Source organism: Streptomyces sp. NPDC059564 (assembly GCF_042735575.1).
Classification (GTDB): domain Bacteria; phylum Actinomycetota; class Actinomycetes; order Streptomycetales; family Streptomycetaceae; genus Streptomyces.
Genome location: NZ_JBHWBP010000442.1, coordinates 1 through 5,543, shown reverse-complemented (window position 1 = coordinate 5,543; position 5,543 = coordinate 1). Strand labels below are relative to the sequence as shown.

6 protein-coding genes are annotated in these 5,543 nt (G+C 72.8%); 1 reads left to right on the top strand and 5 read right to left on the bottom strand.

The window, feature by feature from the left end; all coding sequences use genetic code 11:
* Positions 1 to 85: 85 nt before the first annotated feature.
* Positions 86 to 1,507 (bottom strand): MFS transporter, encoded by a 1,422-nt coding sequence (locus ACFV0Q_RS37695; protein WP_385012028.1) that lies wholly within the window; start codon positions 1,505 to 1,507, stop codon positions 86 to 88.
* Positions 1,508 to 1,668: 161 nt separating this feature from the next.
* Between ACFV0Q_RS37695 and ACFV0Q_RS37690 the strand changes: the two genes are divergently transcribed.
* The gene (locus tag ACFV0Q_RS37690; RefSeq protein WP_385012026.1) at positions 1,669 to 2,268 is read left to right on the top strand and encodes a TetR/AcrR family transcriptional regulator; all 600 of its coding nucleotides are present in this window, start codon (positions 1,669 to 1,671) and stop codon (positions 2,266 to 2,268) included.
* Positions 2,269 to 2,338: 70 nt separating this feature from the next.
* Here ACFV0Q_RS37690 and ACFV0Q_RS37685 read toward each other — a convergent pair whose 3' ends face one another.
* The 4 genes from ACFV0Q_RS37685 to ACFV0Q_RS37670 all read right to left on the bottom strand — a co-directional run bounded on the left by ACFV0Q_RS37685 (position 2,339) and on the right by ACFV0Q_RS37670 (position 5,533).
* Positions 2,339 to 2,800 carry a nuclear transport factor 2 family protein gene (locus ACFV0Q_RS37685; RefSeq protein ID WP_385012024.1) on the bottom strand — a complete coding sequence of 154 codons (462 nt, stop codon included), beginning with the start codon at positions 2,798 to 2,800 and terminating at the stop codon, positions 2,339 to 2,341.
* 37 nt (positions 2,801 to 2,837) lie between these two features.
* Positions 2,838 to 3,605, bottom strand: a complete 768-nt coding sequence (locus ACFV0Q_RS37680; protein WP_385012021.1) for a thioesterase II family protein — start codon at positions 3,603 to 3,605, stop codon at positions 2,838 to 2,840.
* Positions 3,606 to 3,618: 13 nt separating this feature from the next.
* On the bottom strand, positions 3,619 to 5,226 hold the full coding sequence (locus ACFV0Q_RS37675; protein ID WP_385012019.1) for a long-chain-fatty-acid--CoA ligase: 1,608 nt from the start codon (positions 5,224 to 5,226) through the stop codon (positions 3,619 to 3,621).
* A gap of 148 nt (positions 5,227 to 5,374) precedes the next feature.
* Entirely contained in the window at positions 5,375 to 5,533 is a 159-nt protein-coding gene (locus ACFV0Q_RS37670) for an acyl carrier protein (protein ID WP_385012031.1), read from the bottom strand.
* Positions 5,534 to 5,543: the final 10 nt, after the last annotated feature.

The window sequence follows — 5,543 nt, the reverse complement described above, 5'->3', positions numbered from 1 at the left end:
TTTTTTTTCCTCCCCCCCCCCGGTGGGGCGGGGCGGGGGGGGGGGGGGGGGGGGCGGGCGCGGCCGGCCCCCCCCCCCCCTCCGGTCAGGCCGCGGCCTTCTGGCGGTAGCGGGCGGCGCCCGCCAGGGCCACGAGGGTGACGGCGAGGGTGATGACGGTGACCGTCCACAGCCCGGCCCGGTAGGGGGCGATCCCGCCGGTGGAGAGCGAGAAGACGGTGGCGGTGATGGCGATGACCACACCGTTGCCGATCTGCGCGCCGGCGTTGAACAGGCCCGACACCAGGCCCTGTTCGCTGGGCTCGGCGGTGCCGACGGCGGCGATGTTCAGCGCCGGGTAGACCGCGGCGAAGCCGAGGCCGCCGAGGAGCTGCTGGGCGAACAGGGTGACCAGCGGGTCGACCTGGCCCATCAGCAGGACCCAGCCGAGGTAGCCGATGCTCAGCAGCACCAGACCGCCGGTCGCGACGGGCCAGGCGCCGTACTTGGTGACCAGCGCGGCGCCGTAGCGGGCGGTGCCCGCCGTCAGCACGCCGCCGAGGAGGAAGGCGAGACCGGCCTCCAGCGGGGACCAGCCCAGCTGCTCCTGGTAGTAGAGGGTCAGCACGAACTGGAAGGAGACGTAGGCGCCGAAGAAGAGCATCGAGACGAGCGCGCGGGTCAGCTGGCCCTTGCGGAAGACGGACAGCGGGACCAGCGGCGCCGGGTGGCGGCTCTCGACCAGGGCGAACAGCGGGAACAGGACGGCGGCGGCGATGAGCGCACCGATGGTCTGCGCGTCGGCCCAGCCGTCGCTGGCGGCCCGGCTGAGTCCGTAGACGAGGGCGACGGCTCCGGCCGTCACGGTGACGGCTCCCAGGATGTCGAGGCTGCCGGCCTTGCCCTTCTCCTGCTGGGCGGGCACCACGGAGGCGGCGAGCAGCGCGACCAGGACGCCGGCGACGGCGGGAGCGAAGAGGACCAGGCGCCAGGAGACGCCCGCCATCAGGCCGCCGAGGATCAGACCGAGGGAGTAACCGGCCGAGGCCACGGCGAGGAAGGTGCCGAGCGCGCGGTTGCGTGACTGCTCGTCACGGAAGGCGTCGAGCAGGATCGCCATCGCGGCGGGCGCCGTGATACCGGCACTGACGCCCTTGAGGAGTCGGGCGACGACCAGGAGCACGCCGTTGTCGGCGATGCCGCCCAGGATGCTGGCGACCACGAAGACGGCCAGGAAGCCGATCAGCAGCTTCTTGCGGTTGTAGAGGTCGGCGAGCCGGCCGCCCAGCAGCAGGAACCCGCCGAATCCCAGCGCGTAGGCCGAGACGACCCACTGGAGGGAGGAGGTCGACATCCCCAGGTCCGCCTGGACCAGGGGAAGGGCCGGACCCATGCTCGCGATGTCCATCGCGTCGAGGAACTGCACCGCGCACACGACCAGCAGCAGCAGGGGAAGGCTCTTGACCACGGGTGCGGGGGGTACCACCGCCCGTGCGATGGGAGGAGAGGTCGGGGAGGCCTCGGTCATGATCAGACTCCGATCGGAGTGTCGTCGGAAGCAGTGAGCCGCAACATGGAGATTATGACGGACCGATCAGTCCAGGACTGATCGGTCCATTTCTAGCGCCCACAAACCCCTGTGTCAAACGTATGCTGGGATCCGCGGGGGAGAGGGGAAGGAGTTCAGACATGGCGCGTACACCGGCACCAGGTACGAGGCGGCGGATTCTGGAGGCCTCGGCCAAACTCTTCGGTGAGCAGGGGGTCCGGGCCGTCGGCATGCAGCAGGTGATCGACGCGACCGGAGTGGGCAAGAGCCTGCTCTACCGCGAGTTCGCCAGCAAGGACGAACTGATCGCCGCCTGGCTGCGCGAGAGCGACGCCCAGTGGTGGGAGCGGGCCGAAGAGGTCACCGCCCCCCACGACGGCGACCCGGCCCGGAAGATCATGGCGCTGATGGAGTTCTTCCACGCCAGCGTCCGCGAACCGGACTTCCACGGCTGCATCTACTACAACACCTCCAGCGAGTTCCGCGACCCGGAGCACCCGGGCCGCCGGGAGGCGACGCTGCACCTCAAGGGCCTGCGCAACTGGCTCCGCGACATGGGATCCCAGGCCGGCGCCGAGGACCCCGACGCCCTGGCCGACACGCTGATGCTGATCATCGGAGGCCTGCTGGCCAACGGCGAGGTGCTCGGCACGGACGGCCCCGCCCGCATGGCCCTGGCCACCGCCGAACTGGTCCTGCGCCAGTACTGCCCGAACGCGCTGGCGGGCGCCGCGCTCTGAGCGGCGCCCCCGGACGCGACCGGCCCCGCGGCACCTGTGTGCCGCGGGGCCGGTCCGTGCGCGGCCCCCGTCAGGAGCCGGAGACACCGGTGCGCCGGGGCTGGGCCGCCCGTACCGCCACGCCGTGCTCCTCGTACCCGTCGTTGTAGACGAACGAGCTGGGCATGCGGTCGTGGAACTGGTAGTCGGCTTGAATTCGACCGTCCTCGGCGAGCACGACGATGTCCTGGCCGGACATCTCCATCTCGCCCGTGGCCGCCGAGACCATCACCCAGTTGAACCGGACGACGTCGTGGTGGCCGGTCGCGTTGTTCGAGGACCGGAACTCGTACCCCATCGGGCCGTACACCTCGTGCGTGTAGGCCAGTTGGTCCAGGAGCGCCGCGTGCCCCCGGATCGGATCCTTGCGGTAGAAGACGTACGTGCAGTCCGGCGCGTACAGGGCGTGCACCATGTCGCGCCGTCGCTGCGCGTCGGTCTCGTTCCACAACGCGACGTAGCGCGCGAGGAGTTCGTTGGGTCGGGGCAGCATGACGGTGAACCTCCGGTTCTGCGGGGACGCCGCCCGCTCAGCTCCCCGCGGCGTACCGCGGCAGCAGCTGGGCCAGGTCGGCCGTGATGGCGCGGGCGTGGGTCCGCAGGTAGAAGTGGTCCCCGGGGAAGGTCCGGCACCCCAGGAACTCCGGCGTCCGCCCGGCCCACGACCGCATGGCCTCGGGCGCGAGGAGCGGATCCTCGCGCCCGGAGTACGCGACGACGGGACAGCCCACGGCCGCCCCGTCGTCCAGGTGGTCGGCGCACACCGCGCCGTCCGCGCCCATCGCCCGCACCGCCGCCGCCAGCAGTTCCGGGTCCGCCGCCACCTCGGGAGGCAGCCCGCCCAGCAGCCGCAGCGCTTCGAGGGGGTCCGCGGACAGCGCGGCGGGCGCCGAGAAACCCCGCGGCGCCCACCCCGACACGGCGAGCAGCGCGGGCCCGGGCAGGCCCCGCCGCTCCAGCTCCACCGTCAGCCGGTAGCCCAGCAGCGCCCCCATCGAGTGCCCGAACACCGCGTACGCGCGCCCGTCCAGCTCGTCCGAGACCACCCGTGCGAGCGCCTCCACCAGCGGGACCAGCCGCGTGTACGGGGCCTCGCGCCGCCGCTCCTGACGCCCGGGCAGCTGCACCGCCTGCACGGACACCGAAGCGGGCAGCTGCCCCGGCCACTCGCGGTACATCGAGGCGCCGCCCCCGCTGTGGTGCAGCAGGAACAGCCGCAGCCCGGCGTCCGGTTCGGCGTCGGCCGGATGCAGCCACCGCGACGCGCCCTGCACCTCGGGCAGCGGGCCCCGGCCCATGACCTCCACGGGACTATGCGGCGGCCGGCGCCGGAGCCGACGTCGGAGCCGCGCCCGCCGCGTGCCGCTCCCGCAGCACCCGGCGCAGCACCTTCCCGGTGGGATTGCGCGGCAGCGCGGTCACGATGTCGTACCCGGTGGGGATCTTGAACCCGGCGAGGCGGCCGTTCAGGAACCGCAGGAAGTCCCGCGGGACGGCCTCGGCACCCGCGCGCAGCACCACCGCGGCCCGTACGGCCTCACCCCAGTCGGCGTGCGGGACTCCGTACACGGAGACCTCCGCGACGGCCGGGTGGGCGCGCAGCGCGTTCTCAACCTCCGTGGGATAGATGTTCTGGCCGGCGACGATGATCGTGTCGTTGACGCGGTCCGCGAGGAACAGGTAGCCCTCCGCGTCGAGGTGGCCCATGTCGCCCATGGCCAGCCACGCGTCGCCCTCGCCCGACAGGGCCGCCGCGGTCACCTCCGGCAGCCGCCAGTAGCCCAGGAACCGGGCCGGGCTCTTGATGACCACCCGGCCCACCTCGCCCGCGGGCAGCGGCCGGCCCTCACCGTCGAGGATCCGTACCTCGTTGCCGGGCAGCACCCGGCCCGCCGAGCCCAGCACCAGGCTGTCCGGGGTGTGGTCCGACGGTGCCAGGCAGGTGACGAAACTGCCCGCCTCGGCCGACGAATAGCCCTGTGCCAGCTCGCAGCCCAGTACGTCGATGCAGGTCAGGAGGAGTTCGCGGTCGATGGGGGAGCCGCTGTAGACCACCTTGCGCAGCGAGGCGAACGTCTCGCGGCCCGTCCCCCGCTCGTTCAGCATCATCCGCAGCATCGCGGGCGCCGCCCACAGGGTCGTGATCCGGTGCCGCTCGATCAGCCGCGTCGCCTCGTCGGCGATGAACTGCCGCATGACCACCGTGGTGGCACCGGCGTTGAAGGAGTGCATGAACCAGCCGAAGCCGGAGGTGTGCAGGGCCGGGAAGCAGCTCAGCCCCCGGTCCTCGGGCCGCCAGTCGATCCAGTCCACCCCGGCGGCCCGGCTGTCCGCGATGAACGTGAAGAAGGTCCGCTGCGCCAGCACCACCCCCTTCGGCAGGCCCGTCGTACCGCTCGTGTACAGCTGCGCCACCGGGTCGTCGAAGCCCGACGCGCCGGCGGTGGGCGGCTCGGTGTCCGCCGCGTCCCCCTTCCAGGGGAGGAAGCCGCCCGCCACGTGGTCGTCGGAGTCCATCTCGACGACCCGGCCCAGCCGGGGCAGCACCGGCCGCAGCTTGTCCACCAGCGGGCGGAACTCCCGCTCCACGAAGAGCAGTTCGGCCTGCGAATCGCGCAGGATGTGCTCCACCTCGCCGACCGTGAGCCGCGAGTTCACCGGCACCAGCACCGCCCCGGCCTTGGCGCAGCCGAGCGCGAGGTCGAAGTAGTACTCCGACTCCCGGCCCAGGTAGCCCACCCGCGCGCCCGCGCCCAGGCCTGCGGCCAGCAGTGCGTGCGCGGTGCGGTTGCTCTCCCGGTGCAGCTGCGCGTAGGTCAGCGCCCGGTCCTCGCAGATCACCGCCGGCTGGTCGGGCCGGGTCCGGGCGTGCGCCGCCGCCCGGGCGGCGAGGGTCCGGTCCTCCGTACGGTTGTCCATGGGTTCTTCCCCCGTGTCGTCTCTGTCGTCCGTGTCGTGGGTGTCTTCGGTGGCGTCGGTGTCGTCCGTATGCGCCGTTGCCGTGACGGCCGTTCGCGGGGGCCCGCCGGGCGGCGGGCCGGAGCCCGGCGGCCGCCCGGCGGGCCGCTCAGCGGGCCGCCCCCACCGGCTCCGGCGCCAGGCGGTGCGCGAGCATCTCGGCCAGCTCGTCCACCGACGGGTGGTCGAACACCGCCGACGAGACCAGCGGGACCCGCAGCCGCGTCTCCAGCTGGGTCTTCAGCACGATCGCCGTCAGCGAGTCCACGCCCAGTTCC